The following is a 26892-nucleotide window of genomic DNA, read 5'->3' as shown; positions in this document are numbered from 1 at the left end:
TGCCAGGAAAACGGCGCGGCGTAATTTGCGTTGTTTGCGTACGGAAGGGGCGCGCTGTCGAAAGACGGCGCGCCCTTTTTCGTTACACCAGCGATTTCGAGACTTGTTCGAACAGGTCCTTCGACAGGCCGGGCGTCGCCGCCATGCGTTCGAGTTCGGTGCGCATCAGGGCGGCTCGGCCGGGCTCGAAGCGGCGCCAGCGGGCAAGCGGGGTGACCAGCCGCGCGGCGGACTGCGGATTGATGCGGTCGGTGTCGAGCAGCATGTCGGCAATGAAACGATAGCCCGCGCCCGAGGGGTCGTGGAACGCCCACTGGTTGGCGCCGAAACTGCCGAGCAGCGAGCGCAGGCGGTTGGGGTTGGTCATGCTGAAATCGGGGTGGCTGGCGAGGGCCTCGACTGCCGATAGCGTGTCGGTCCGCTGGGCGGCGGCCTGAAGCCCGAACCATTTGTCGAGGATCAGCGGGTCCCCGGCGGCGCGATCGTGGAAGGCGGCGAGGGCGGCCTCGCGTTCGGGCCCGTCGAGGCTGACGAGGATCGACAGCGCGCCTTGGCGGTCGGTCATATTGTCAGCGGCGTCAAATTGCGCCTTGGCGAGAGTGGCGCCGCGGACAGGATCGCCGGCAGCAAGCAGGCCGAGCGCGACGGTGCGCAGGCGGCGGATGCCCTTGGCGGCGGGGGACAGGTCGTGGCCGGGGGCGGTTTCGCGCTGGGCGGCGGCGAGGGGTTCGGCGAGGGACTGGCCGATGGCGGAGCGAAGCGCCTCGCGCGCGGCGTGGATCGCGCCGGGATCGACGAGGGCCATGCGGTCGCCGATCAGGCTTTCGGAGGGGAGCAGGAGTGCTTCGCCCTTGTAGGCGGGATCGAGCGCATTGGAGGCAAGGGTGCGGCGCATCGACTCGATCACCGGGGCGGGATCGGCGGGATCGCCCTTGGCCCCGGCAATGAGGGTGCGCAGCATCAGGTCCTGGAGCGCTTCGTAGCGGGCGAAGGGATCGGGATCATGTTCGGCCAGCGCTTCGAGTTCGCCGGGCGCACGAGCTACGTCGAGGCTGATTGGGGCGGAGAAGTCGCGGTTGATCGACAGCATGGCGGGTTCGGTGACGCCGTCGAAGGCGATGCTCTGCTCGGCCTCCGTCAGGAGGATCAGGCGTTCGGGGGCGAGCTCGGCGCCGCTGTCGCGGCCGATCAACGCGGTGCGTAACGGGATGACCATCGGCTGCTTGGTGGGCTGGCCGGGAGTGGCGGGGACTGTTTGCGACACATGGAGGATGGTGGTGCCGTTCGACTGGTCGAGGCGGGCGGTGATGGTGGGTGTGCCGGCCTGCGAATACCACAAGCGGAACTGGGTGAGGTCGGTGCCGCTGGCGTCTTCCATCGCCTTGACGAAATCCTCGCAGGTCACGGCCTGGCCGTCATGGCGGTCGAAGTAGAGGTCGGAGCCGGCGCGGAACTTGTCGGGCCCGAGGATGGTGCGCATCATGCGGATCAGCTCGGCGCCCTTGTTGTAGACGGTGGCGGTGTAGAAGTTGGTGATCTCCATGTAGGATTCGGGGCGTACGGGATGGGCGAGCGGACCGGCGTCCTCGGGGAATTGGGCCATGCGCAACATCCGGACATCCTCGATCCGCTTGACTGCGGCCGAGCCCATGTCGGCCGAAAAGCCCTGGTCGCGGAACACGGTGAAGCCTTCCTTGAGGCTAAGCTGGAACCAGTCGCGGCAGGTGACGCGGTCGCCCGACCAATTGTGGAAATATTCATGCGCGACCACTGCAGCGATGGCGTCGAAATCGGCATCGGTGGCGGTGTCGGGATCGGCCATGATGTAGCGCGAGTTGAAGATGTTGAGGCCTTTGTTCTCCATCGCGCCAAAGTTGAAATCGTCTACGGCAACGATGTTGAACAGGGACAGGTCATATTCGCGGCCATAGACGCGCTCGTCCCACGCCATCGATGCTTTCAGCGCGCCCATTGCGTGGGCGGTCTTGGCGAGGTCCTGTTCGCGCACCCAGATGGCGAGGTCGACGGTGCGGCCCGACATGGTGGTGAAGCAGTCGCGGTTGGCGGCGAGATCGCCGGCGACCATCGCGAAGAGGTAAGATGGCTTGGGGAAGGGATCGTGCCATTCGGCCCAGTGCGTGCCGTCGGCGCCGTCGCCGCTGGCAGTGCAGTTTCCGTTGGCGAGGAGGATGGGGAGGAGCGCCTTGTCGGCGGTCATGCGGACGCGATAGGTCGACAGGACATCGGGGCGATCGGGGTGGAAGGCGATGCGACGGAAACCCTCGCTTTCGCACTGGGTGCACAGGATCCCGCCCGAGGCGTAGAGCCCCATCAGTTTCTTGTTGGCCGAGGGGGCGAGGGTGACTTCACTGTCGATCGTGGCGCGGTCGCCGGTGATGGTGATGATCAGCGCGCCGTCGTCGGTGACGGGAGTGATGGTGGCGCCATCAAGACGGATCCAGTCGGCGACGAGATCATCGCCTTCGAGGCGGAGCGGTCGGTCGTGATGGCCGTTGCGGACGACGGTCAGCGTGGCGCGGACGGTCGAGCGATCGGGATCGAGCGTCACGTCGAGCGAGACGTCGGGGACCAGCCAGTCGGGTGCGCGATAGTCGGCGCGGCGGGTTTCGGCATGAGCGGGGGCGGCGGGGGTGGGCGCGGCAGATGGCGCGGTGCGGATATCCATCGTCATGATCTAGGGACGAGGGCGCGGACGGGCAATGCGCAGCGCCGCCGTTGGTCGATCTGCCAATGGTGATGGTCATGGCTGTAGTGCTGATATAATACACTACCGTCATTCAGGGGACGACCATGCTGCTTCATATTATCGCCGCCGCCATCACGCCGCCGTTCGACGTCGAAATCGCGTCGCGCGCCTATCTCGACACGCTGAAGGGCGCCGCGCGGGCCAAATCCGACGCCTATTTCGAGGGTGGTTACTGGCTGACACTGTGGGGCGCAGGCGTGACGATGCTGTCGTATTGGGTGATGTTGCGCACGGGCTGGTCGGCGAAATGGCGCGAACTTGCCGAGCGGATCACGCGGTGGCGGTTCGTTCAGGCGCTGCTCTATGCGCTGCCATTCGGGATCGTCGGCGCGCTGCTGACGCTGCCGTGGATGATCTACGAGGACTATGTCCGCGAGCAGCAATATGGGCTGATGAACCAGTCGCCGGGCAAGTGGGCGGTGGAGCAGTCGATCGTGCTGGGAGTCAATACGCTGATCTTCGCGCTGGTCGTGGCGGTGGTGTTCGCGCTGATCCGCTGGTCGCCGCGGCGGTGGTGGCTGTGGTCGGCCGGCGCGGTGACGCTGTTGCTGGCAGTTTTCGTGATGGTCACGCCGGTGTTCATCTCGCCGCTGCTCAATACGTACAAGCCGATGGCGGCGGGGCCGATGCGCGACCAAATACTGGCGATGGCGCACGCCAACCATATCCCGACCGACAATGTCTATGTTTTCGATGCGTCGAAACAGTCGAAGCGGGTGTCGGCCAATGTCTCGGGACTGGGGCCGACGATCCGGATTTCGCTCAACGACAATCTGCTTAATCGCGCGAGCCCAGCGGGGGTCAAGGCGGTGATGGGGCATGAGATGGGCCACTATGTCCTTAATCATGTGCCGTGGATGATCGCTCAGTTCGCGGTGTTGCTGCTGGCGGTGATGTTTGCGCTATGGTGGTCGGTGCCGCGGCTTATCGCGCGTTGTGGGGGGCAGTGGGGCGTGAGCGGGGCGGCCGACCTGGCGGCAGTGCCGGCCTATATGCTGATCGTTACGCTGATCTTTCTAGTGGCGACGCCGGTGACCAACACGCTGATCCGGCGTCACGAGGCGCAGGCCGATGCGTTCGGGCTGGATGCCGCGCGAGCGCCCGACGGCTTTGCCGAAAGCGCGATGCAGCTGAGCGAATATCGCAAGCTGGAGCCGGGGCCGATCGAGGAGGCCTTGTTCTATGACCATCCCTCGGGATCCGAGCGGGTCCATCGGGCGATGGCGTGGAAGGCGGCGCACCTGGCGCAATTGCCGGTCGATCAGCGCGGCGTGGTGCGGCCCTTCCCCGCGCCTTCCGATAGAGCGAGCAGCATGCCGAGCAACGCCAGTGTCCCACCCGCAGCCGCCAGCAGCGACCAGCGATAGCCCTCGAACGCGGTCGACAAAGCCATCGCGATGATCGGGGTCAGCACGCCCGACCACGCCGCCTTGCCCGGCCCGATCCGCCGCACCACCGGGAAATAAAGGCTGAACGCCAGCACCGACGCGACCAGTGCGAGATAGATTAGCCCGAGCCAATATTCCGGTCGGGGATCGAACCGTGGCGGCCCGGTCATCTGCCATGCCAGACCGGCATCGATCACCGCCCCGACCGCCATTGACCAGGTCAGCAGCACCGGGATCGGTACTCGCCGCACCCGCTCCAATGCTTGATAGACGTTCGCTACCGACGCTCCGACCATGCCCACGACGGTCAGCAACAACCCCAGCCCAATCTCTGGCCCGAACGCCGGATGATCCTGCGCTTCATGGACGAACAGCAGCGCGATCCCGGCCACCGCGACTGCGCCCCCGGCCAGGAAACGCCTGCTTACCCGATGCCCGAGCCACGCCCAGGCGAGCAGGCTGTTGGGGATCAGCAACAGCGCGAAAACTGTCGCCACCAGCCCCGACGTGATGTGACGCTCGGCCAGATAGACGGCGTTGAAATTGACGCAGAACTGCATCAGCCCGAGCAGCAGCGCCGCGCGCAGTAAGCCACGATCGGGGCGGAGGGAGTGTCCCTGAACCCTCGACACCACGGCCATCGCCGCCCCTGCGATGATGAAGCGATAGGTCACCGACCATTGCGCGGGCACCGGGCCAAGCTGAAAGCGGATGACGAACCAGGTCGAACTCCAGATCAGCGTGAACAGGATGAAGGGAAGAATGATCTGGCGGAAGCGATGTTCGTTCTGGCGGTGATCGGTCGGGGGGTTTTGGCTCACAGCGCGCGGATCGCGTCGGCAAGCTGGCCGACCGCAGCCATGTCCTGGTCCCAACTGGTCATGAGTCTGACTTCGCCGGGGCCCCAGTCGTAAAAGTCGAACCCGGCGGCGCGCAGGGTCGCAGCTTCGGTCGGGGTCATGCGGACGAACAGCTCATTAGCTTCGACGGGGTGAACCAGCCGTTCGGGACCAGTCGCGTCGGCCAGGGCGCGGGCGGCGGCGTTGGCGGCGCGGCCGTTGGCGAGCCAGCGGTCGTCTTCGATCAGCGCGAGCAATTGTGCGGCGCTATAGCGACCTTTGGACAGGAGATGGCCCGAACGCTTGCGACGGACAAGGGTGACATCGGCGAGTTCGGGTTTGAAGAAGATCAGCGCCTCGCTGTTCATCCCGCCATTCTTGACGAAGCCGAAGCTGAGCGCATCGACCCCGGCGCGCCAAGTGACGTCGGCCAGCGATTCACCCGTCGCGGCCATGGCGTTGGCAAGGCGCGCGCCATCCATGTGAAAGCCGAGCCCGCGGCGTTTGGCGACGTCGCCGAGCGCAGCGACTTCGGCGGCGCGGTACACGAGGCCATATTCCGTCGCGTTGGTGATCGACAGGGCGCGCGGCTGGACCTGGTGGACGTCGGCGCGAACCCGGGCACAGGCAGCCTCGACCGTGTCGGGCGTGAGCTTGGCGCCGACACCGTCGAGCAGGGTCAGCTTGGCGCCAGTGAAGAAGCCCGGCGCGCCCGCCTCGTCGACTTCGATATGCGCTTCGCGGTGGCACAGGATGGCGCCTTCGGGCGGGCACAGCGCGGCGAGTGCGAGGCAGTTCGCGGCGGTGCCGGTGGTGATCCACAGGGCGCGCACCGAAGTCTCGAACAGGTCGGAAAAGGCACCGTCGAGCCGGCGGCTCCACGCATCGCCGTCATAGGGAGTGTCGAGCCGGTTGGCGGCAACCAGCGCATTGAGCACCACCGGGTGACATGGTGCGGCATTATCGGAAAAAAACTGCATGGATTTGGCGATGGCGAGCGGCGTGGCTGCGGTCAACGACGAAAACCCCTGCGCCGCGTGGCGCCGGAGCTTTCATCCTAGTCTACGAACGACTGGTTCTAGAGTGAGCCGCTGACGTTGGTGAACGTTACGCTCAGTTTCGAACCGACAGCGGTCATCGCGCCAATTGCGGCGACGGCAATCAAGGCCGCAATCAGGCCATACTCGATCGCGGTGGCACCGCGATTATTCCGCGCGAGCTTCAGAAAAGTGCGCATGTCGGTTTTCCTTCAATGGTGATGAAGGGATAAGCCGCCGATGTTAAGAAAGTCTGAAACGGAGCCCTGTCGTGTCCGGAAAATGGTGCTGCCGAAGGGGATCGAACCCTTGACCTCAGCCTTACCAAGGATGCGCTCTACCACTGAGCTACGGCAGCATTGTCGGCGCCGGGATGGGCGGGGGACGCGGGGCCTATGGCGGGCGGGGCGGGTCGCGTCAAGGCGGGTTGCGGTAGGCGGGGTGATCGCCCTAGCGTCAGCCGATGAGCGAGAAGAGCAAGGACGAGCGGCTGGCCGAGGCGCTGCGCAACAATCTGCGGCGCAGAAAACAGCAGGCGCGCGAGGTCGATCCGGTGGTCCCCGAGACGTCGCCCAAGGAACAGGGCGGCTCTTAGAGCCGGGCGCAGGCGGCTTCGAGCCAGGCGCGGTCCTCGCCGTCGAGCTGCGGACCGATTTTTGCCAGAACCTGTGCGTGATAGTCGTCAAGCCACGCGAGTTCGGTGGGGAGGAGCATTTCCTTGACGATCAAGCGGCGTTCGATCGGGGCGAAGGTCAACGTGTCGAAACCGAGCGTTTCCTTGTCGGCGTTGGCTTGGGGTTTTTCGACCACCAGCACCAGATTCTCGATGCGGATGCCATAGGCGCCGGCCTTGTAATAGCCCGGCTCGTTGGACAGGATCATGCCCGCAGCAAGCGGTTCGTCGCCGCCCGACTGGCTCGATCCGGCGGGCGAAATCCGTTGCGGGCCTTCGTGGACCGACAGGAAGCTGCCGACGCCGTGGCCGGTGCCATGGGCATAATCGAGCCCGGCTTCCCACAGCGGGCGGCGCGCGAAGCTGTCTAGCTGCGAGCCGCGCACACCTTTGGGGAAGATGGCTGAGGCGAGCGCGATATGGCCGCGCAGGACGCGGGTGAAACGATCGCGCATTTCGTCGCTCGGGGTACCGATGGCGAGGGTGCGGGTGATGTCGGTGGTGCCGTCGGCATATTGGCCGCCCGAATCGATCAGGTAGAGCGAGTCCTGGTCGAAGGTGCGATTGGTTTCGGGCGAGGCCTTGTAGTGGACGATCGCGCCATTGGGTCCGGCACCAGAGATTGAATCGAACGACAGGTCCTTGAGCAGGCCGGTGTCGGCGCGAAAGGCTTCGAGCCGGTCCGACGCGGTGAGTTCGTCGAGCTGGCCCTTGGGGGCTTCGATTTCGACCCAGCGCAGGAAGCGCGCGATCGCGGCGCCGTCGCGGGCCTGCGCCGCCTGGTGCCCGGCGATCTCGACGCGGTTCTTGATCGCGCGGGGAAGGACGGTGGGGTCGCGCTGGCTGATGATGGTCGCCCCGGCGGCATCGAGCGCTTCGAAGATCGCCGCGACCGAACGTTCGGGATCGACCGCGACATTCTTGGGGCCGAGGGTACGAAGCGCGGCTTCGAAATCGGCGCGCTCGTGGAGGCGGACGCCATTGCCGAGGTGCTGGGCGACGTCGGGGCCGACTTTTTCGGAGGCGACGAACAGGTCGGCAGTGCCGTCGGCGTTGACGAGGGCATAGGCGAGCGCGACCGGGGTGTGGCTCACGTCGGCGCCGCGCACGTTGAAGGTCCAGGCGATCGAATCGAGCGCAGCGAGGACGGCGGTGTCGGCGCCCTGCTTGACCAGCCAGTCGGCGATGGCGCTGCGCTTGTCGGCCGAGGACTGGCCGGCAAATTCATCGGGCTGGACGACGAGGCGGGCCTTCGACGCTTCGGGGCGGTCCTGCCAGACGATGTCGATCGGGTTGAGCGCGACCGCGACAAGCTCGGCTCCACGAGCCTTGAGTGCGTCGCTAGCCTGCCGCACCCAGTCCCGCGAATGGAGCCACGGGTCGTAGCCAATGCGGCCGCCTTGTGGGGCATGATCCTTGAGCCATGAGGCGATGCTGGTCTCGGGGACCGACTGATAGCTCCACTGGTCGCCCGAAACCTGGCTGCGGACCTGAAGCGTGTAGCGGCCGTCGGTGAAGATCGCGGCTTCCTGAGGCAGGACCACCGCCGAGCCCGCCGAGCCCTTGAATCCCGTCAGCCATTCCAGTCGCTGGGCGTAACTGCCGACATATTCGCTCATATGCTCGTCGGTCAGGGGGACGACGAAACCGTCGAGCCGGTCCTCGGCAAGCTGGGCGCGAAGGGCGGCGAGACGGTCGGCGTAGCTGGACATGGCAATCTCTCGTTCGGACGCTAGAAGGCCCCGGGATAGACCCATTCGCTGCTCGCAGGAACCCCGATGACCCTTCCCCCGCCACCTGTCGCCGACCGGCGCCCGCATCAATCGACCCATCATGGCGTGACGATCAGTGACGATTGGGCGTGGCTTCGCGATGCCGGCTATCCGACCGTCACGGACGAAGACGTGCTGTCCTATCTGAAGGCGGAGAACGCCTATTTCGAAGCGGCGATGGCGCCGCAGGCCGCGCTCGTCGAGACGCTGTTCCAGGAGATGAAGGGGCGGATCAAGGAGGATCTGGCGAGCGTTCCCGCGCCTGACGGACCTTATGATTATTGGTGGGCGTACAAGCCGGGCGAGCAATATCGGCAATGGTATCGCCAGCTGCGCGATGGCGGCGCCGAGGAGCTGATCTTCGACGAAGTCGCGGCGGCGGCGGGGCATGATTATTTCCGGTTGGGCGCGCTGGTGACGTCGCCCGATTATCGGCTGCTGGCGACGCTGGTCGACGATGACGGGTCCGAGCGGTTCAAGCTGCGGGTCCGCGATATCGCCAGTGGCGAGGACATCGAGACGATCAGCACGGTGGTCAACGGGGCGCCGGTATGGGCGGCGGACAGCGGCGGCATCGCCTATACCGAAGTCAACGAGCATTGGCGCAGCGACAAGGCCAAATATCACCGGCTGGGCGACGACCCTGCCCAGGCGGCGATCCTGTATGAAGAGGTCGACGACAAGGGGTTTCAGGTCGGGCTGGGCAAGTCGCAGGACGATGCGCTGATCTTCATCGGCACCGGCGACAATACGACCAGCGAAGTGCGCTTCGTGCCGGCGAGCGACCCGACGGCGCCGCCAGTGCTGGTTGCGGCGCGCAAGGCCAATGTCGAATATCAATGCGATGCGGCGCACGGACGACTGTGGATCGTGACCAATGACGCGCACGTCAATTTCCGGCTGGTGTCGGCGGCGATCGAGACGCCCGGCGAATGGCGCGAGGAGAAGGCCGGGTCCGATCGGGTCTATCTTAGGGGGGCGACGTCGTATCGCGATCACCTTGCGCTGACGACGCGGATCGACGGGCTCGATGCGCTGGTGCTTCGCGGATATGACGGGGACGAGCGCGCGATCCCGTTCGGCGAGGCGGCCTATTCGGCCGATTTCGGAGGCAATGCCGATTTCGCGCCGGTTGCCTATCGGGTCGGCTATTCGTCGATGGTCACCCCGCCCACGGTTTATGATTATCATGCCCACGATGACCGGCTCGAAACGCTGCGGGTGCTCGAGATTCCGTCGGGGCATGATCCGGCCGATTATGTCATCGACCGCCGGCTGGTTGCCGCGCGGGACGGGGCAATGGTGCCGGTCTCGATCGTGCGTCGGGCGGACAGCAAGCTCGACGGGTCGGGGCGGTTGTTTCTCTATGGCTATGGCGCCTACGGGCTGGCGATTCCGCCGGGCTTTTCGCCGAGCCGGCTAAGCCTGGTCGACCGGGACTTCTCCTTTGCGATTGCGCATATTCGCGGCGGAGATGACCTTGGCCATGGCTGGTATCTCGACGGGAAGCTGACCAGGCGGACCAACACGTTCAACGATTTCGTCGATGTTGCGCGCGGGCTGATCGACCTTGGCTATGCCACGCAAGGCCGGATCGCGGCGCAGGGCGGGTCGGCCGGGGGCGAGCTGATGGGGGCGGTAGCCAACCAGGCGCCCGAGCTGTGGGGCGCGATTGTTGCCGATGTGCCGTTCGTCGATGTGCTCAATACGATGCTCGATGGCGACCTGCCGCTGACGCCGGGCGAATGGCCCGAGTGGGGCAATCCGATCGCGGACAAGGCGGCGTTCGACCTCATCCAAGGTTATTCTCCGTACGACAATGTCGAGGCGAAGGCCTATCCGCCGATGCTGATCACTGGCGGGCTCAACGACCCGCGCGTGACCTATTGGGAGCCGGCGAAATGGGCCGCTCGGCTGCGTGCGACCAAGACCGATGACAATCTGCTGCTGCTCAAGATCAACATGGGCGCGGGCCACGGCGGCAAGTCGGGGCGGTGGGACAGTTTGCGTGAGCAGGCCGAGGCCTATGCCTTTGTTCTGGGGCAGATGGGCAGCGAATGAACCCCGTCTTCACGCAGGCGATTACCGCGAGCGAAGCGGATATCGACGAGCTGGGGCACGTCAATAATGCGGTGTGGGTGCAGTGGATCCAGACGGTCGCGGTGGCGCATTGGGATGCGGTTGCCGAACCGCTGCATCATGAGGCCTATTTTTGGGTGATCGTGCGGCACGAGATCGACTATCTGCGCGCCGCCTTTGCGGGCGACCTGATCACCGCGCGCACGTGGGTCGGCGAGGTGCCCAAGGGCGCCCGGTTTGATCGGCACATGGAGTTTGTCGGCGCGGACGGGAAGCTTCGCGTTCGCGCCAAGACGCAATGGGCGATCATCGACAAGGCCGCCGGACGCCCTATCCGAGTGCCCCTCGAAGTGGTGGCGCCGTTCCTCGCAGCGGACTAGGATCGCCCGATGAGCAACATCATTCTCCACGATTTCTGGCGCTCGTCGGCGAGCTATCGCGTTCGCATCGGCCTCAACCTGAAGGGCGTCGCCTACACCTCCCACTCAGTCGGTCTGCCCGCTGACGAGCATAAGTCGGCCGACTATCGCGCGCTCAATCCTCAGGGTTTCGTGCCGATGCTGGAAATCGACGGCCACCGCCTGACGCAGAGCCTGGCGATCCTCGACTACCTCGACGCGACCCACAAGGAACCGCCCTTCGTCCCGCATGATCCCGCCGAGCGCAGCCATGTGCTGGCAATGGCCCTGGTCATCGCATGTGATATCCACCCCCTCAACAATTTGCGCGTCCTCAAATATCTCGGCAGGCCGCTTGGCCAGACCGAAGCTGTTCGGGACCACTGGTATCGCCATTGGATAGCCGAAGCCTTCCCTGCGCTGGAAGCAATGGCCGCGCGCTCAGCCGGACGGTGGCTGAGTGGCGACGGGGTCAGCCTCGCCGACATTTGCCTGGTCCCGCAAATATATAATGCGCGACGCTTCGACGTACCGCTCGACGCCTATCCGACCCTCGTCAGGATTGATGCCACAGCGCAAAATCATCCCGCCTTCGCCGCCGCGCATCCCGACCGCCAGGAGCAGCCAGCATGAACCGAGTCGCCACGATGAACCGCGGGATCGAGCATGCCCGCGCGCTCGACAGTGTTGAGATCCCGAGCCTGGAAGGGCAATGCTCCGCGGAGGAGTGGGCGATCCGGGTCGACCTTGCCGCGGCCTATCGGCTCGTGGCCTATTATGGCTGGGATGACCTCATCTTCACCCACTTGTCGGCGCGGGTGCCGGGGCCGGAGCATCATTTTCTGATGAACCCCTATAATCTCATGTTCGAGGAAGTGACCGCGTCGTCGCTGGTCAAGATCGATGTCCACGGCCGTGCGGTCGACCCGACGCCGTTCGTCACCAATCCGGCGGGCTTCACGATCCATTCGGCGATCCACATGGCGCGGGACGATGCCCATGCGGTGATGCATCTCCACACGCCTTTCGGCCAGGCGGTGTCGGCGCATGGCGAGGGACTGTTGCCGCTGACCCAGACCGCGATGCTGGCGCGGGGCGACATGGCGTTCCACGATTACGAGGGCGTCGCGACCGACCTTGACGAGCGCGAGCGGCTGGTCGCGGACCTAGGCGACAAGACGTCGATGCTGCTGCGCAATCACGGCACGCTGACGGTTGGCAAGACGATCGGCGAGGCGTTCGTGCGGATGTATTTCCTCGAGCGGGCGTGCGAGGCGCAGGTTTATGCACTGTCGGCGGGGGACAATATCAGCAATCCGCCGCAGGGAACGCCCGAACTCGCCGCGGAGCAGGCCCGGGCGACGATCCCACTCGGGGCAAATCTGCTCGCCTGGCCGGCGCTGAAGCGCAAGGCGTATCGGCTCGACCCGGGGTTCGCAACCTAGCCCAATGCCTCCAGCTGGGCGATCGCTTCGGGCGGAAGGGTCAGGTGCGCCGCCGCCATATTTTCGCGCAAATGAGCGCGCGACGAAGTGCCCGGGATGAGCAGGATGTTGGGTGCGCGCTGGAGCAGCCACGCCAGCGCGACCTGCATCGGGGTGGCGCCTAGATCGGCGGCGACCTGCGACAGGCGGTCGGATTGGATCGGGGAGAAACCGCCGAGCGGGAAGAAGGGGACATAGGCGATGCCGTCGGCGGCGAGGCTGTCGATCAAAGCATCATCGTCGCGGTAGACGAGATTATACTGGTTCTGGACGCACACGATGTCGGTGATTCGGCGGCCGTCGGCGACCTGTTTTGCCGTGACGTTGCTGAGGCCGATATGGCGGATGACGCCTTCTTTCTGGAGATCCGCAAGGACCGCGAGCGGCTCGTCGAGCGATCCTTCGGCGGGGCCCATCTGACTGAACATGCTGCGCAGGTTGACGACGTCGATCGCCTCGCGGCCCAGGCGGCGAAGGTTGTCGTGGATCGCCCTGGTGAGCTGCTTTTTCGAGAACGCCGGCTTCCATGAACCGTCGTCGCCGCGCAGCGCGCCGACCTTGGTCACCAGGACGAGGTCCGCAGGATAGGGATCAAGCGCCTCGCGGATGATTTCGTTGACGACGAACGGCCCGTAATAATCGCTCGTGTCGATATGGTTGACCCCGCCGGCCACTGCCTCGCGAAGCACGGCGATGGCTTCGTCGCGGTCGCGCGGCGGGCCGAAGACATGGGGCCCGGCGAGCTGCATCGCGCCATAGCCCATGCGATTGACGGTAAACGAGCCAAGCGGCGCGACCTGGTGGGGCAAGCCAGTTTGATTGGGCATCGGGGGAACTCCGGGTGGGGGCCAAGCGATATGGGGATGAGAGTCTCGACTGGCCAGCCCATCTATCGGTGACGCTGGCTTACAACCCATCGCCGCCCGCGTCCTGCGCACGAACCGGAGAGTTTCGAATGAACATATTGATGGTCCTGACCAGCCACAGCGAGCTTGGCGATAGCGGCAAGAAAACCGGTTTCTGGCTGGAGGAATTCGCCGCGCCTTATTATGTGCTGAAGGACGCCGGGCACGAGATCACGCTGGCCAGCCCGAGGGGTGGGCAACCCCCGCTCGACCCCAAAAGCGATGCCCCCGACGCGCAGACCGATGCGACCCGGCGCTTCAAGACCGATGGCGCGGCGCAAACGCAATTGGCGACGACCGAGCGCCTGTCCGATATCGATGCGACCATGTTCGACGGGGTATTTTATCCGGGCGGGCACGGGCCGATGTGGGACTTGGCCGAGGATGCAGATTCCAAGGCGCTGATCGAGGAGATGATGGCGGCGGGCAAGCCGGTGGCGCTGGTCTGCCATGCCCCCGCCGCGCTGAAGAATGTGATGACCCCGGGCGGCGCGCCGCTGGTACGGGGGAAGAAGGTGACAGGCTTCACCAATGGCGAGGAAGATGCCGTCGGGCTGACCAATGTGGTGCCGTTCCTGCTGGAGGAAATGCTCAAGGCCAAAGGCGGAGACTATGTGAAGGGGCCGGATTTCAACCCCTATGTGGTTACCGACGGGCTGTTGATCACTGGGCAGAACCCGCCTTCGAGCGGGCCCGCGGCGGAAGCGCTGATGAAGGCGCTGACGGCGGAAAGCGTCGCATAGGCTCTTAGGCGCTAGCGCCCTTCGGGGGTGAAGGTGGCGACCAGATCAAAGCGATCGCCGCGGAATGTCTGGCCAACGACGGTCACGGCATTTCCAGCTCGCCAGGTCGACCGTTCGACGAGCAGGCACGGCGTGTGGCGCGAAATGGCGAGGTGATGGCTGGCGTCGGTGCCCGCACCTACGGCGCTGATCCGATGCCGCGCCTGGGTCCACGGCACCTGGGCCAGCAGCCACTCGCCCGGAGACTGCGCCGCGAAGTCCGCCTCGGCCGCTTCAGGGACGCATGTCAGGCTGATCAACCGATCTTCGAACGCGAATGGACCGTCTTTGCCGTGGTGAACGCCAGTGACATGGCGCAGGCGTGTGCCGACGGCAAAATCACCGCTGCGCCCATCATCGGTGACGATGCGCGAGGACAGGAGGGCGAAACGATAGCTGCCGGTCCGTTCGGCAATGGCCTTGCCGATGTCCGGTATGTCGAGAATGGCCGACTGGACATGGGGATAGGCGACGAAGGTGCCCGCCTTGCGCCGCCGCTCGATCAGGCCGGCGCGGACGAGGTTGGTCAGCGCCTTGCCAACGGTCGCGCGGGCGCAGCCATATTCAATGACAAGCTCATGCTCGAACGGGATGCGGTGCCCCGGCGGCCATTCGCCTGATGCGATGCGCGCTTCGATGTCGCGTCCGATGCGGTTGGAAATGGTCATGCCGCGAGGATCCGGTCGATGACCGCGAGATAGCGTTGGGTGACCTGCACGGCGTCGCGATGGCGACCGGCGGAGACGAGTCTTTCGCCCCGCCGCCAGACCGAATCGATGCAGTTGCTGCGCGACGCGAACACCATATTGTCGAGCAGCTGGTCCCCCGATCGGCCGTGCATGGCGGGGTGGCGAGGATCGAGCGTCATGAAATCGGCCGAGTGGCCGACCGCCAGCCCGGGCGCGATGCCGACCGCCTGTGCGCCGCCGGCCAGGGTCGCGCCGAACAGTCGGCGGGCGACCGACGGGCAGGCATCGCTGGCCAGCACGTTGCGCGACCGGTGCGCAAGCCGCTGGCTATATTCAAGCGCACGCAACTCCTGCGAGGGATCGATCAAAATGTTGGAATCGGTACCGGTGGCGATCCGTCCGCCGGCGTCGAGGAAGCGCTTGGCAGGGAAGATGCCATCGCCCAGATTGGCTTCGGTGATGGGGCACAGGCCGGCAACCGCGCCGCTGACCGCCAGCCGGTCGGTCTCGGCATCGGTCAAGTGGGTCGCGTGGATGAGGCACCAGCGGGGGTCCAACGCGACATTGTCATCGAGCCATTCGACCGGGCGTTTGCCGAGGAAGGCGAGGCAGTCGGTCACTTCCTTGACCTGTTCGGCGGCGTGGATGTGGATCGGGCCGTGGGGGTGCATGGCGATCAAGTGGGCCAGCTGTTCGGGGGTAACCGCGCGCAGGCTGTGCGGGGCGATGCCGAGCCTGTCGCCGTCGGCCAGCAATGGTCGACAGGCGTCGAGAAGGCGGGCGAAACTGTCGAGATTGTGGATGAAGCGACGCTGGCCCGGCGTGGGCGGGGCGCCGCCGAAATTGCTGTGCGCGTAAAACACCGGGAGCAGGGTCAGGCCGATGCCGGTGGCGTGGGCGGCGGCGGCGATGCGGGCGGCCATCTCGGCAGGGTCGGCATAGGCGCCGCCCTCGGCGTCGTGGTGCAGATAGTGAAACTCGCCGACGTGGGTGTAGCCGGTCTCGAGCATCTCGGCATAGGCCATTGCGGCGATGGCCTCCATGTCGTCGGGGGTCAGCCGGTCGAGGAAGCGGTACATGACCTCGCGCCAGCTCCAGAAATTATCGTCGGCTTTCGTGCCGCGATGTTCGGCGAGGCCCGCCATTCCGCGCTGGAAGGCATGGCTGTGGACGTTCGCCAGTCCGGGCAAGAGGATGTGGTGATGATCGTCGCCGGGGAGGGCGGGCGTGCCCGTATCGATCGCGCTGACCAGGCCATGATCGATCGTGATGCGGACGTCCTTCGCCCAGCCATCGGGCAGCAGTGCCGTTGCGGACCATAATGTCGGCATGACCAATCTCCCTGAGCGTTAATAATATGTCTAGACATAATCACACCGGTCTGCAACCACTGGGTGTAAGCCGCGAACGGGATGGGTGAGGCGATGGACATGATCATGACGGCGGGGTCGGTGCCGCTTGGCGGATGGCGGAGCATCTATCGCGGCGAAACGCCCGTGCTCGATCCGTCGTGCGAAGCCAGCATCATCGCCAGCGCGGCGGCGGTTGCGCGCATTCTGGCGCGGAACGAGCCGGTTTACGGGATCAACACCGGCTTCGGGAAACTGGCGAGCGTCAGGATCAGCGACGACGACCTGCAAACGCTCCAGCGCAACATCGTGCTGAGCCATGCGGCGGGAGTCGGCGAGGCGATGCCAGTCGCCATCGCGCGGCTGATGATGGCGCTGAAATTGGCGAGCCTGGCGCAGGGCGCGTCGGGGGTGCGGATGGCGACGGTCGCACTGATCGGGGCGATGCTTGCCAAACAGCTGACCCCGGTGATCCCGGCACAGGGATCGGTCGGCGCGTCGGGCGATCTTGCCCCGCTGGCGCATATGGCGGCGGCGATGATCGGCGCGGGCGAGATCTGGGTTGAGGGGGTTGCAGTGCCCGCGGCGCAGGCGCTGGCCGATGCCGGGCTCGCACCGCTCGTGCTTGGTCCCAAGGAGGGGCTGGCGCTGCTCAACGGAACCCAGTTCAGCTGCGCCTATGCGCTGGCGGGATTGTTCGAGGCCGAGCGGCTGTTCGCCTCCGCGCTGCTGACCGGCGCCTTGTCGACCGAGGCCGCCAAGGGATCCGACGCGCCGTTCGATCCGCGGATCCATGCGCTGCGTGGTCATGCCGGACAGATTGCGACGGCCGATGCGCTGCGCGGGCTGATGGAGGGATCAGCCATCCGCGCGTCGCACCTGGTCGACGACAGCCGGGTACAGGACCCTTATTGCCTGCGCTGTCAGCCGCAAGTGATGGGCGCGATCCTTGACCTGTTGCGCCAGGCGGCGACGACCCTGCTGATCGAGGCCAATGGCGTGTCGGACAATCCGCTAATCTTCGCCGACACCGACGAGGCGCTGTCGGGGGGCAATTTCCATGCCGAGCCGGTCGCATTTGCCGCCGACATGATCGCCATTGCAATGTGCGAAATCGGGTCGATCGCGGAGCGGCGGGTGGCGATGCTGGTCGATCCCGCGCTGTCGGGGCTGCCGGCCTTCTTGACGCCTCGGCCGGGGCTGAACTCGGGCTACATGATCCCCCAGGTGACGGCGGCGGCGCTGGTGTCCGAGAACAAGCAGCGCGCCTATCCCGCGAGTGTCGATTCGATCCCGACCTCGGCCAATCAGGAAGACCATGTGTCGATGGCGGCGCACGGGGCGCGGCGATTAATGGCGATGGCCGACAATGTCGCGGCGGTGCTGGGGATCGAATATCTGGCGGCGGCGCAGGGCATTGATTTCCTGGCGCCGCTGCGGTCGAGCGAAACGCTCGAGCGGGCGCGGGCGCTGTTGCGCGCGCAAGTCCCGACGCTCGACGAGGATCGCTATATTCACCCCGACATGGCCAAGGCGCAGGCGCTGGTGGCGTCGGGTGCGCTGGCGGAATTGGCCGACCTGCCGGGGCTGACATGACCGACTGGTTGATCGTCGAGCGCGGCGATGCGCCGCTGGTGGTCAGCATTCCTCATGCCGGGATGCTGATCCCCGAGGATGTCCACGGGCTGGTGTCGCGTGAGCAGGCGACGCACGATGCCGATCATCATGTCGAGAAACTCTATGCCTTCGCGCGAGGGATGGGGGCGACGATCCTCCACAGCCGGATATCGCGGACGGTGATCGACCTCAATCGCGATCCGTCGGGCAAGTCGCTGTATCCGGGACAGGCGACGACCGGGTTGTGCCCAGTGACGAGCTTCGACGGGGAGCCGCTCTACGTGGCAGGAGCGGAGCCCTCGGCGGCCGAGATCTTGCGTCGGCGGTCATGCTATTTCGACCCCTACCACGCCGCGTTGCGCGGGGAGATCGACCGCTTGCGCGCCCTCCATCCGGCGATCGTGCTCTACGACGCCCATTCGATCCGTAGCCATGTACCGCGCCTGTTCGACGGGGAATTGCCCCAGTTCAACATCGGCAGCTTCGACGGGGCGAGCTGCGATCCGGCGCTGACCAACGCGATTGCGGCGCACTGTGCGAGCGCCAGCCATGTCGTCAACGGGCGCTTCAAGGGCGGCTGGATTACGCGCCATTATGGGGCGCCGATGCACGGAATCCACGCCGTGCAGATGGAGCTTTCGATCCGCGGATACGCCGCCGAGGATGGCGCCTGGCCGCCGCCGTGGGACCCGGTTCGCGCCGCGCCGATGCAGGCGATGCTGGGCGCAATTCTCGCTACCTGCCTGGACTTTGCGAAGGACCAATGATGAACCGCATCGACAACAGCCGCGTCATCCGGGCCGACCGCGGGACAGAACTCAGCGCAAAAAGCTGGCTGACCGAGGCGCCGCTGCGGATGCTGATGAACAACCTCGATCCCGATGTGGCCGAGGATCCGGCGTCGCTGGTGGTCTATGGGGGGATCGGCCGCGCCGCGCGCAACTGGGCCTGCTACGACCAGATCGTCGAGGCATTGAAGCGGCTGGATGACGACCAGACCTTGCTGGTCCAGTCGGGCAAGCCGGTCGGGGTGTTCCAGACCCACAAGGATGCGCCGCGAGTGCTCATCGCCAACTCGAACCTCGTGCCCCACTGGGCGACATGGGAGAAGTTCAACGAACTCGATCGCGCCGGGCTGATGATGTATGGCCAGATGACCGCCGGATCATGGATCTACATCGGCTCGCAGGGGATCGTGCAGGGCACGTACGAGACGTTCGTCGAGCTTGGTCGCCAGCATTATGGCGGCGACCTGGCGGGCAAGTGGATCCTGACCGGCGGGCTGGGCGGGATGGGCGGGGCGCAACCGCTGGCGGCGACGATGGCCGGGGCATCGTGCCTGGCCGTGGAATGCCAGCCGTCGCGGATCGAGATGCGGCTTCGCACCGGCTATATCGATCGCCAGACCGACAGCCTGGACGAGGCGCTGGAGATCATGGCCAAGGCCGCTACGCCGGTCTCGGTCGGCCTGTTGGGCAATGCCGCCGACGTATTCCCCGAAATCTATCGGCGCGGGGTGCGGCCGCATGCGGTCACCGACCAGACGTCTGCGCATGACCCTATCAACGGCTACCTGCCGCAAGGCTGGACGCTCGACCAGTGGATGACGGCGCGTGAGCGTGACCCGGCAAGTGTCGAACAGGCAGCGCGTGCGTCGATGGCGGTGCACGTTCGCGCAATGCTCGATTTCTGGCGGGCCGGGGTTCCGACACTCGATTATGGCAATAATATCCGTCAGGTCGCGAAGGACGAGGGCGTTGCCGACGCGTTCGATTTCCCGGGGTTCGTGCCGGCCTATATCCGGCCCTTATTCTGTCGCGGGATCGGCCCCTTCCGCTGGGTCGCGCTGTCGGGCGACCCTGAGGATATCTACAAGACCGATGCCAAGGTGAAGGAGCTGATCCCCGACGATCGGCACCTCCACCAGTGGCTCGACATGGCGCGCGAGCGGATCCAGTTCCAGGGGCTTCCCGCGCGCATCTGCTGGGTCGGGCTGGGGCAGCGTCACCGGCTGGGACTGGCGTTCAACGAGATGGTGCGCAGCGGCGAATTGAAGGCGCCGATTGTGATCGGGCGCGATCACCTCGATTCAGGATCGGTCGCCAGCCCCAATCGCGAGACCGAGGCGATGAAGGACGGGTCTGATGCCGTGTCGGACTGGCCGCTACTCAACGCGCTGCTCAACACCGCGAGCGGGGCGACGTGGGTGTCGCTCCACCATGGCGGCGGGGTCGGCATGGGCTTTTCGCAGCATAGCGGGATGGTCATCGTCGCCGACGGCAGCGACGACGCGGCGCGGCGGTTGGGGCGGGTGTTGTGGAACGATCCCGCAACGGGGGTCATGCGCCATGCCGATGCCGGTTATGACATCGCGCTGGATTGCGCCCGCGAGACCGGCCTGGACCTGCCCGGCATCTTGGGCTGACGCTCGCTGGAGCGGATCGCCTCCGCCGACCAGGTGGCTGAAATCAGTCACTTGGCGGCGAAACGCGAAAAATGGTCGGGGAGAGAGGATTCGAACCTCCGGCCCCTGCCTCCCGAAGACAGTGCTCTACCAGGCTGAGCTACTCCCCGACACGGGCTCGGCCGGACCGAAGTCCGGTGCAGGGCTCGCGCCTCCTAGCGGCGGGTCGGGGCAAGCGCAAGCTACTCGCCGAGGGATTTGAGCCAGTCGTCGTGGCGGACCATTTTCGAGCGCGGGGCGCCTTCGCGGGCCGAAGCGATTTCGGCGGCTTCGATCGTCCGCCAGTCGGCGAAGCTGGTCGGGCGGACTTGGCGGGAAGCGAGTAGCGCGTCGAGCCCGGAGGACCCGGACTTGCCACCTTCGCTTCCCGGCGGAGCAGCGGCGATGATGCGATCGGCGACTTCATAGCCATCGGGCCGGTTGGTGCCGATCGTACCCGACGGCCCGCGCCGCGCCCAGCCGACGCAATAGAGACCGCCCTCGATATGGCCGTGATCATTGGCGAACTTGCCGCCGCGATCGTCATAGGGGACGCCGGGGATCGGCGGGGTGCGATAGCCGATGCAGCTGACGATCAGGCTGGCGGGGATGGCATAGGTTTCGCCGGTGCCGATGCTGTTGCCGTTGGGATCGAGGCTGGTGCGCTCGACGATCAGGCGTTCGGCGCGGGTCTCGCCCTCGATACGCACCGGGCGGGCGAAGAAGTCGAACTCGATGTGTTTGAGCTTATCCTCGTGCGGGCTGGCGAAGTCGCGCAAATGGGCAACCGACTTGCGAACGCCAAGGTCAAGTGCGGCGTCGGCGTCGGCATCGGGGAAGTCGCCGGGCTCGGCATGGGGGACGGCGGCTTCGAGGTGGCCAAGCTCGCCCAGCTCCTTGGGAGTCATCGCGATCTGGTGGGGGCCGCGGCGGCCGACCAGCGTGATCTGGCGAATTGCAGAGCCTTCGAGCGCGTCGAGCGCATGGTCGACGATGTCCGATCCGGCGAACTCGGCGCGGGTCTTGGACAGGATCCGCGCGACGTCGAGCGCGACATTGCCATTGCCGATGATCGCCGCCGCCGCGCCGTCCAGCGGCGGGTCGAGGTCGGCAAAATCGGGGTGGCCATTGTACCAGCCGACGAACGCCGCCGATCCGACAACCCCCGGCAGATCCTCGCCCGGGATGCCAAGCGGGCGGTCGTTGGGGGCACCGGTGGCCAGCACGACCGCGTCGTAGAGGGTGGTCAGTTCGGCGATAGTCACGTCGCGCCCGACCGCGACATTGCCGACGAAGCGCACCGCTTCCTCCTCGGCGACCTTGTCATAGCGGCGCGAGACCGCCTTGATCGACTGGTGATCGGGGGCAACCCCGAAGCGGATCAGCCCATAGGGGACAGGCAGCCGATCGATCAGGTCGATGTGGGCATTGGCGCCATAAGCCTTGGCGAGCGCCTCGACGGTGTAGAACCCCGCCGGGCCCGAGCCGATCACTGCGAACTGGCGCATCCGTCCTCCGTATTTTCTTAGCAGACTTATTTCTTGCGATGATCCTCGAGCAGTTCGGGACCCCTCGATTTGAGCATCGCCTCGATCGGGCGCGCAAACAGCCCGAGCATCCCGGGCAGCATGATGTGACAGCGGACCAGGCTTTCCTCAACAGTAATGGTCGCCTTGACCGCCGCACCCATCGCCGCGACGGTCAGGTTGAGCGTGTCGCCGACCCAGTTGTGGGTGACCTCCGCCGAGCCGCCGGGGATATGGTCGGCAAGTTTGTGGATGTTGCTGGCGAGCCGCTCGCGCGCTGCTTGCTTGCCGAGCTTGTGGGGAAGGGTGACGTCGATCGGTTTTTCCATGGCGCCGGTGTGGCGCCGTGCGCAATGCTTTTCAAGCGCTTCGCACCGTGTAGGGTGAGGGTGATGCGACGCTTCGGATATATTGCGATGCTGCTGGCGGCACCGGGGCTTGCCCAGCCGACGGTCAACGCCGCGTCGCCCTACATTACCCCCGGGCAGGACGAGCCGGGCTATCGCGCATGGGTAATAGCCGATCCCTCGCGGCCAACAGCGGTGGCGGCCTATTATGCTTTCCTGAGCGGGCGCGGCGTGGCCGGGATCGTGCCGACGTGGCAATTGCTGCGAACCGCGACCGACTGGCAGAAATGTGCTGCCGAGCCGTTCGACGTGCCCCCGCCCGAGCAATGGCCGCATATCGTCGAGACGCTCGACTATGTCCGTGCGCATGTCGTGCCAGTGATCGGGCCGGTCGAACCGGTGTCGGTTTATCGCAATCCCGCCCTCAATGCCTGTGCCGGCGGAGCAAAGGAAAGCGCGCATGCCCAGCTTTATGCGATGGACCTGGTGCCGCTGAGGCCGATCCAGCGCGGGGCGATGGTCCGGTCGCTGTGCGCGATCCACTTGTGGCGGGGGACGGGATTCGACGTCGGGCTGGGCTTCTACAAGGGGCTGCGCTTCCACGTCGATTCGAAGAAGTTTCGCAAGTGGGGCGGGGACGGCAAGGGCGAGAGTTCGCCCTGTGCGGCGATGGTCGCCGAGCTCGATGCGGCAGCGGCGCCTCAGGTAGCGAGCGGGACCCCGATATCGCCGACGATACCGCCCGTCGACCCGCTGGCACCTAAGCCCTGAGCAAGCGGGGTCATAGCGCTTCGCCCGGGATACATCAGGCAAGCAAGCGGGGCGCTGGCCTTCCAGATGGCAAGGATCATCAGCGCAGCGACCGGGCCGTCGACGAAATAATGCCAGCCGAAGAAGATCGACCCGATCCAGATCAGGAAGGCGTAGCTGCTCAGGACGAAGCCCCACGCACGGTTGCGCTGGAAGCCGGCGATGCCGATCAGGGTCGCCAGGGCGACGTGCATCGAGGGCATGGCCGAAATCCCGCCAGCGACACGCAGACCGTCATGTTCGCGAAAGACCTGGAGCAGGATCGGTTGATATTGGAGGGTGGTGATCGCCTCGCCCTGGCTCGCGGCCATCCGGGCAAGGTGTGACAATCGCTCCTGCAGCAGCGCGTAGCTGGGGTCGGGGCCGATCAGCGAATTGAAATAGACCGGGCCCGCCGACGATAGCAGCCATGCTGCCACGGTCGCGATCAGTATCCATGTCGCGACCCAGGTGAAGATCAGGCGGAAGCGAGTGCGCGGATCGGGCACAAGCGCAGCGGTCAGTTGCGGGAAAGTGAAGGCCAGCGGGAGCCAGATGCTGTAGAGGAAGTCCAGCGCCCGCGCGCCCTTCACGCTGCCGAACACTTCATGGGTGATAACCCATGGCGACACACCAAACAGCGCGCGGCCGAGGTGCGCAAAAGTGCGGTCCCACAGGAAGCCGCGGTTGGGAAGGATCAGTTGCTTGAAGGTGCCGAAGAAAGGGATCAGCAACCAGGCGATGGTCGCGCTGACGATCAGCCAAAAAATCCGCGTCTTGATGTCGAACCGCGATTCGGGACGGAGCCACCAGGCGATCCCGGTAGGGATGCCGACCACCAGCATCGTGACCAGCGCGACCGGCTCATATTCGAACACCGTGGCGCTTTGCTCGCGCAGCGATACCCCGGCAATCTTGCCGACGATCAGCCCATAGGCGAGCACGATTCCAACCAGCAGCAGCGCCGCGCGGCGATCATGAAAGCGGAGCCGACCGAAGGACAGGCGTGGTCGAAGCGGATAGGCAACAGCTGCCAAGACTGGTCCTCCGTGTTACGTCCGATACGGAGTAAACAGGCGTGATTAAGAATTGGTTGAAGCGGTCGGCCGCGCGCGATCAGTGGATCACCAGGTGGATCGCATAGGCGACAAGGCCCAGCACGGCGACGCTCAGGAACCAGATCAGGACCAGCCTGCCGATGCGTTTCCACAGTGGTCCCGGGGCCTGTCCGGGCCCGCCCGCGCTGGTGATTGAGCAACCAGCGCTAGCCTTCCCTGACGCCATCGAAAACATGGTGCGGACTTTGGGGTTGGTTCGGCCCTTCAGATGGTCGCAGTCAAAGTGAAAGCGACGGGCCGCCACATTTAGGCTGACGAGGCCTTGTGTTGCCCAAGAGCCACACTAACTTGGACCCAACGGAGGACTTCATGGATTTCGAGAAATTGACCGAGCGAGTGCGTGGGTTCGTCCAGGCAGCGCAGACAATTGCTGTGCGCGAGAATCATCAGCGGATCGTGCCCGCGCACCTTGCCAAGGCGTTGATGGACGACGAACAGGGGATGGCGGCGGGGCTGCTGAAGGCGGCGGGCGGGGATGCGCCGGCTGCCAGGATCGCGGTCGACGCGCTGGTCGCCAAGGAGCCGAGCGTTACCGGCAATGGTGCTAGTGCCGCGCCGGGAATGGACGGCGCGACGATCCGCCTGATCGATCAGGCGCAGGAGATTGCGACCAAGGCCGGGGACCAGTTCGTATCGGTCGAGCGACTGCTGCTGGCGATGCTGCTCGCCAAGGGGACAGGGGTGGGAGACGCCTTTGCCAAGTCGGGGGTTTCGCCCCTGGCGCTCAATACCGCGATCGACAAGTTGCGCGGCGGGCGGACCGCGGACAGCCAGTCGTCGGAAGATCGTTACGATGCGCTGAAGCGCTTTTCGAAGGACCTGACGCAAGCTGCGCGTGACGGCAAGCTGGACCCGGTGATCGGGCGCGACGAGGAAATTCGCCGCACAATCCAGGTGCTGGCGCGGCGGACGAAGAACAATCCGGTACTGATCGGCGAACCCGGCGTCGGCAAAACCGCGATTGCCGAGGGGCTGGCGCTGCGGATTGCCAATGGCGACGTGCCCGACGGGTTGAAGGATCGCAAATTGCTGTCGCTCGACATGGGCTCGCTGATCGCCGGGGCGAAATATCGCGGCGAATTCGAGGAACGGCTGAAGGGCGTGCTCGACGAGGTCAAGCAGGCCAATGGGCAAGTCATCCTGTTCATCGACGAGATGCACACGCTGGTCGGGGCGGGCAAGGGCGAGGGGGCGATGGATGCGTCCAACCTGCTCAAGCCCGCCCTGGCGCGGGGCGAGTTGCACGCAATCGGCGCAACGACGCTCGATGAATATCGCAAGCATGTCGAAAAGGATGCGGCGCTGGAGCGGCGGTTCCAGCCGGTGTTCGTGGGCGAGCCGACGGTGCCCGACACGATTTCGATCCTGCGCGGACTGAAGGAGAAATATGAGCTTCACCATGCGGTGCGGATCACCGATGCGGCGCTGGTCGCGGCGGCGACGCTGTCGAACCGCTACATTGCCGACCGTTTCTTGCCCGACAAAGCAATCGACCTGATGGACGAAGCGGCGTCGCGGCTCAGGATGGAGGTCGAGTCCAAGCCCGAGGAGATTGAGAATTTGGATCGGCGGATCTTGCAATTGCGGATCGAGCGCGAGGCGCTGAAGCGCGAGACCGATGCCGCATCGAAGGACCGGCTGGGTACGCTGGAAGGCGAACTGGCCAACCTGGAGGAGCAATCGGGGGCGCTGACGACGCGGTGGCAGGCCGAAAAGGACAAGATTGCCGGCGAGGCCAAGATCAAGGAAGCGCTCGACGGGGCGCGGCTGGAGCTGGAACAGGCGCAACGGTCGGGTGATTTGGCGAAGGCAGGAGAGATCCAGTACGGACGCATCCCGGGGCTGGAGAAGCAACTGGCCGAGGCCGCGCAGGCGTCTGCCGGGGCGATGCTGCGCGAGGAAGTGACCGACCAGGATATTGCCGCGGTGGTCAGCCGCTGGACGGGGATTCCGGTCGAGCGGATGCTTTCGGGCGAGCGCGAGAAACTGCTCAAGATGGAGCAGCTGATCGGCAAGCGGGTGATCGGGCAGGAAGCGGCGGTGAAAGCCGTGTCGGCGGCGGTGCGGCGGGCGAGGGCGGGGCTGCAGGATCCCGGGCGGCCACTGGGGTCGTTCCTGTTTCTGGGCCCGACGGGGGTCGGCAAGACCGAGTTGACCAAGGCGCTGGCCGAATATCTGTTTGACGATTCAGCCGCGATGGTCCGCATCGACATGTCCGAATATATGGAAAAGCACGCCGTCGCGCGGCTGATCGGGGCGCCCCCGGGCTATGTCGGTTACGAAGAAGGCGGGGTGCTGACCGAGGCGGTGCGGCGGCGGCCCTACCAGGTGGTGCTGTTCGACGAGGTCGAGAAGGCGCACGGCGATGTGTTCAATGTCCTGCTGCAGGTGCTCGACGACGGGCGACTGACCGACGGGCAAGGGCGGACGGTCGATTTTTCGAATACGATCATCATTTTGACGTCGAATTTGGGATCGCAATATCTGGCTGCGCTGGGCGAGGACGAGGGCGTCGAAAAGGTCGAGCCGCAAGTGATGGAAGTCGTGCGGTCGCACTTCCGGCCCGAATTTTTGAACCGGCTCGACGAGATCATCCTGTTCCACCGGTTGGGGCAGGCGCACATGGGGCCGATCGTCGACATCCAGATCGGGCGGCTGGGGCGGTTGCTGGAAGATCGCAAAATCCGGCTCGAACTGACCGATGCCGCGCGGGCGTGGCTCGGGCGGGTCGGCTATGACCCGGTCTATGGCGCCAGACCACTCAAGCGCGCGGTGCAGAAATATCTGCAGGACCCGCTGGCAGACGCGATTCTGGCGGGGACGGTGATGGACGGCGCGACGGTGCACGTCGGTGAGGGCGATGGCGGGCTGGAAATCCAACCCGCCTGAC

Annotated in this window: 24 protein-coding genes and 2 tRNA genes; 12 read left to right on the top strand and 14 right to left on the bottom strand. The window is 65.5% G+C overall.

Translation table 11 applies throughout. From position 1 onward, the window contains the following. Positions 1 to 82: 82 nt before the first annotated feature. A complete protein-coding gene (pepN, locus tag U1700_RS03645) occupies positions 83 to 2686 on the bottom strand; it encodes an aminopeptidase N (protein WP_332750235.1) in 2604 nt (867 codons plus the stop codon). Between the two features lie 125 nt (positions 2687 to 2811). Between pepN and U1700_RS03640 the strand changes: the two genes are divergently transcribed. Then, positions 2812 to 4134 (top strand): M48 family metallopeptidase, encoded by a 1323-nt coding sequence (locus U1700_RS03640; RefSeq protein WP_332750233.1) that lies wholly within the window; start codon positions 2812 to 2814, stop codon positions 4132 to 4134. Here the strand turns inward: U1700_RS03640 and U1700_RS03635 are convergent. The 4 genes from U1700_RS03635 to U1700_RS03620 form a co-directional block, all read right to left on the bottom strand. Further along, complete coding sequence (locus tag U1700_RS03635; protein ID WP_332750232.1) at positions 4029 to 4976, bottom strand: DMT family transporter; 948 nt, start codon at positions 4974 to 4976, stop codon at positions 4029 to 4031. The genes U1700_RS03640 and U1700_RS03635 overlap by 106 nt on opposite strands. After that, positions 4973 to 5974: a threonine aldolase family protein gene (locus U1700_RS03630; RefSeq protein ID WP_332750230.1), complete on the bottom strand. Its 1002-nt coding sequence runs from the start codon at positions 5972 to 5974 to the stop codon at positions 4973 to 4975. The genes U1700_RS03635 and U1700_RS03630 overlap by 4 nt, the downstream gene beginning before the upstream one ends. A gap of 98 nt (positions 5975 to 6072) precedes the next feature. Next, complete coding sequence (locus tag U1700_RS03625; protein WP_332750228.1) at positions 6073 to 6231, bottom strand: Flp family type IVb pilin; 159 nt, start codon at positions 6229 to 6231, stop codon at positions 6073 to 6075. 83 nt (positions 6232 to 6314) lie between these two features. Continuing rightward, positions 6315 to 6389 (bottom strand) — tRNA-Thr (locus U1700_RS03620). Between the two features lie 105 nt (positions 6390 to 6494). Between U1700_RS03620 and U1700_RS03615 the strand changes: the two genes are divergently transcribed. Further along, complete coding sequence (locus tag U1700_RS03615) at positions 6495 to 6626, top strand: hypothetical protein (protein ID WP_332750226.1); 132 nt, start codon at positions 6495 to 6497, stop codon at positions 6624 to 6626. Here U1700_RS03615 and U1700_RS03610 read toward each other — a convergent pair. Continuing rightward, the gene (locus U1700_RS03610) at positions 6623 to 8416 is read right to left on the bottom strand and encodes an aminopeptidase P family protein (protein WP_332750224.1); all 1794 of its coding nucleotides are present in this window, start codon (positions 8414 to 8416) and stop codon (positions 6623 to 6625) included. The genes U1700_RS03615 and U1700_RS03610 overlap by 4 nt on opposite strands. A 66-nt stretch (positions 8417 to 8482) precedes the next feature. Here U1700_RS03610 and U1700_RS03605 point away from each other — a divergent pair, with 66 nt between their 5' ends. Genes U1700_RS03605 through U1700_RS03590 form a run of 4 tightly spaced genes read left to right on the top strand, consistent with a single transcriptional unit; the run spans position 8483 to position 12398 of the window. Next, positions 8483 to 10537 (top strand): S9 family peptidase, encoded by a 2055-nt coding sequence (locus U1700_RS03605; RefSeq protein ID WP_332750223.1) that lies wholly within the window; start codon positions 8483 to 8485, stop codon positions 10535 to 10537. Next, positions 10534 to 10935, top strand: a complete 402-nt coding sequence (locus U1700_RS03600) for an acyl-CoA thioesterase (RefSeq protein ID WP_332750221.1) — start codon at positions 10534 to 10536, stop codon at positions 10933 to 10935. Before U1700_RS03605 ends, U1700_RS03600 begins: the two co-directional genes overlap by 4 nt. Before the next feature lie 9 nt (positions 10936 to 10944). Further along, the gene (gene maiA / locus U1700_RS03595) at positions 10945 to 11586 is read left to right on the top strand and encodes a maleylacetoacetate isomerase (RefSeq protein WP_332750219.1); all 642 of its coding nucleotides are present in this window, start codon (positions 10945 to 10947) and stop codon (positions 11584 to 11586) included. 14 nt (positions 11587 to 11600) lie between these two features. Continuing rightward, on the top strand, positions 11601 to 12398 hold the full coding sequence (locus tag U1700_RS03590; RefSeq protein WP_443025899.1) for a class II aldolase/adducin family protein: 798 nt from the start codon (positions 11601 to 11603) through the stop codon (positions 12396 to 12398). On the opposite strand, the gene U1700_RS03585 is transcribed toward U1700_RS03590, so the two are convergent. Continuing rightward, positions 12395 to 13264, bottom strand: coding sequence for an aldo/keto reductase family oxidoreductase (locus tag U1700_RS03585; RefSeq protein WP_332750216.1), 870 nt, complete (start codon positions 13262 to 13264; stop codon positions 12395 to 12397). The genes U1700_RS03590 and U1700_RS03585 overlap by 4 nt on opposite strands. Positions 13265 to 13392: 128 nt before the next feature. On the opposite strand from U1700_RS03585, the gene U1700_RS03580 reads away from it, so the two are divergent. Continuing rightward, positions 13393 to 14085, top strand: coding sequence for a type 1 glutamine amidotransferase domain-containing protein (locus tag U1700_RS03580; protein WP_332750215.1), 693 nt, complete (start codon positions 13393 to 13395; stop codon positions 14083 to 14085). Positions 14086 to 14096: 11 nt separating this feature from the next. Here the strand turns inward: U1700_RS03580 and U1700_RS03575 are convergent, their stop codons facing one another. Both U1700_RS03575 and U1700_RS03570 read right to left on the bottom strand, forming a co-directional pair. After that, positions 14097 to 14792, bottom strand: coding sequence for a UTRA domain-containing protein (locus U1700_RS03575; protein WP_332750214.1), 696 nt, complete (start codon positions 14790 to 14792; stop codon positions 14097 to 14099). Continuing rightward, complete coding sequence (locus U1700_RS03570; RefSeq protein WP_332750212.1) at positions 14789 to 16144, bottom strand: formimidoylglutamate deiminase; 1356 nt, start codon at positions 16142 to 16144, stop codon at positions 14789 to 14791. The genes U1700_RS03575 and U1700_RS03570 overlap by 4 nt, the downstream gene beginning before the upstream one ends. A 99-nt stretch (positions 16145 to 16243) precedes the next feature. Between U1700_RS03570 and hutH the strand changes: the two genes are divergently transcribed. Genes hutH through hutU form a run of 3 tightly spaced genes read left to right on the top strand, consistent with a single transcriptional unit; the run spans position 16244 to position 20204 of the window. After that, complete coding sequence (gene hutH / locus U1700_RS03565; protein ID WP_332750210.1) at positions 16244 to 17758, top strand: histidine ammonia-lyase; 1515 nt, start codon at positions 16244 to 16246, stop codon at positions 17756 to 17758. Continuing rightward, positions 17755 to 18546, top strand: coding sequence for an N-formylglutamate deformylase (gene hutG / locus U1700_RS03560; protein WP_332750208.1), 792 nt, complete (start codon positions 17755 to 17757; stop codon positions 18544 to 18546). The genes hutH and hutG overlap by 4 nt, the downstream gene beginning before the upstream one ends. Further along, a complete protein-coding gene (hutU, locus tag U1700_RS03555; protein ID WP_332750207.1) occupies positions 18546 to 20204 on the top strand; it encodes a urocanate hydratase in 1659 nt (552 codons plus the stop codon). Before hutG ends, hutU begins: the two co-directional genes overlap by 1 nt. A 72-nt stretch (positions 20205 to 20276) precedes the next feature. Here hutU and U1700_RS03550 read toward each other — a convergent pair. The 3 genes from U1700_RS03550 to U1700_RS03540 all read right to left on the bottom strand — a co-directional run bounded on the left by U1700_RS03550 (position 20277) and on the right by U1700_RS03540 (position 22077). Next, a tRNA-Pro gene (locus U1700_RS03550) sits at positions 20277 to 20353 on the bottom strand. Between the two features lie 72 nt (positions 20354 to 20425). Further along, positions 20426 to 21730 carry an FAD-dependent oxidoreductase gene (locus U1700_RS03545; RefSeq protein WP_332750205.1) on the bottom strand — a complete coding sequence of 435 codons (1305 nt, stop codon included), beginning with the start codon at positions 21728 to 21730 and terminating at the stop codon, positions 20426 to 20428. A 26-nt stretch (positions 21731 to 21756) separates the two neighbouring features. Next, positions 21757 to 22077, bottom strand: coding sequence for a polyhydroxyalkanoic acid system family protein (locus U1700_RS03540; protein ID WP_332750204.1), 321 nt, complete (start codon positions 22075 to 22077; stop codon positions 21757 to 21759). 63 nt (positions 22078 to 22140) lie between these two features. Between U1700_RS03540 and U1700_RS03535 the strand changes: the two genes are divergently transcribed. Continuing rightward, positions 22141 to 22866 (top strand): hypothetical protein, encoded by a 726-nt coding sequence (locus tag U1700_RS03535; RefSeq protein ID WP_332750203.1) that lies wholly within the window; start codon positions 22141 to 22143, stop codon positions 22864 to 22866. On the opposite strand, the gene U1700_RS03530 is transcribed toward U1700_RS03535, so the two are convergent. After that, entirely contained in the window at positions 22797 to 23921 is a 1125-nt protein-coding gene (locus tag U1700_RS03530; protein ID WP_332750201.1) for a phosphatase PAP2 family protein, read from the bottom strand. The genes U1700_RS03535 and U1700_RS03530 overlap by 70 nt on opposite strands. 79 nt (positions 23922 to 24000) lie before the next feature. Then, complete coding sequence (locus U1700_RS03525; protein WP_332750199.1) at positions 24001 to 24246, bottom strand: DUF2474 domain-containing protein; 246 nt, start codon at positions 24244 to 24246, stop codon at positions 24001 to 24003. Positions 24247 to 24311: 65 nt separating this feature from the next. On the opposite strand from U1700_RS03525, the gene clpB reads away from it, so the two are divergent. Then, a complete protein-coding gene (clpB, locus tag U1700_RS03520; RefSeq protein WP_332750197.1) occupies positions 24312 to 26891 on the top strand; it encodes an ATP-dependent chaperone ClpB in 2580 nt (859 codons plus the stop codon). The last annotated feature ends 1 nt before the right edge of the window (position 26892 follow it).

The organism is Sphingomonas sp. RB1R13 (assembly GCF_036663775.1).
Taxonomy (GTDB): Bacteria; Pseudomonadota; Alphaproteobacteria; order Sphingomonadales; family Sphingomonadaceae; genus Sphingomicrobium.
Note: the sequence above shows the minus strand (reverse complement) of the source record. Positions and strands in the feature narration are given on the sequence as shown.